Below are 619 nucleotides of genomic sequence, written 5' to 3'. Positions count from 1 at the left end.
GAAGCTTTCGTTTAACGGTCGGTCGCGTTGCGCCGTTCCCGATACCACGCTCCGAACTGTCCGTTGTGCATGAATCGACGCAACTCGAATTGTCCCGACTCGTGAATGACGTGACGCCAGCGGGAGCAGCCGTACTTTCGTGGCGTTTGCTGAGGATGGTGCTCGGCAATCCATCGTGCCGCAGCATCAAGATTAACCCAGTCGTCGATGGAAAGTGCATGGAACGCTTCCCTCAACGCTCCGACAATACCCGCCAGTTGCCAATGAATCTTACCGTCGGGTGCAATTCCATTGACGACCATTTCGTGAAACTGTGTTGATTGCACCAACTCGGCAGCGGCTTTCCTTGCCTCATCCATGTAGCCAGAAAACGTAACCAGTTGTTCGAAGTGCCGGTCGATCTCTGCGTATGAGCGGCTAAGCGCGCCCTGGGCTTGAAGGCAACCATCGATGGTCCACAGATCATGTAAGTCGATGAAATGGTGCACCAGTGTATTTCGTAGTGTCACCAGCTCGCGCAGTTCCGTCTTGAGGGCCTCGTGACGTTCGGTTGGCAGTTTGAGCTGCATCCGGAAGCTGAAATGGATTGAGCCGTCAGGTTGCTTGTGTGTGTCGTCGG

The 619-nt window shown here is 54.8% G+C and carries 1 protein-coding gene; it reads right to left on the bottom strand.

From position 1 onward, the window contains the following. Positions 1-11: 11 nt before the first annotated feature. The coding region (locus ACVOLL_RS20580; protein ID WP_481514567.1) for an OST-HTH/LOTUS domain-containing protein at positions 12-619 on the bottom strand (608 nt) is incomplete at its 5' end.

Source organism: Stenotrophomonas sp. STEN035 (genome assembly GCF_056759935.1).
This window is presented reverse-complemented; position numbering and strand designations above follow the sequence as displayed.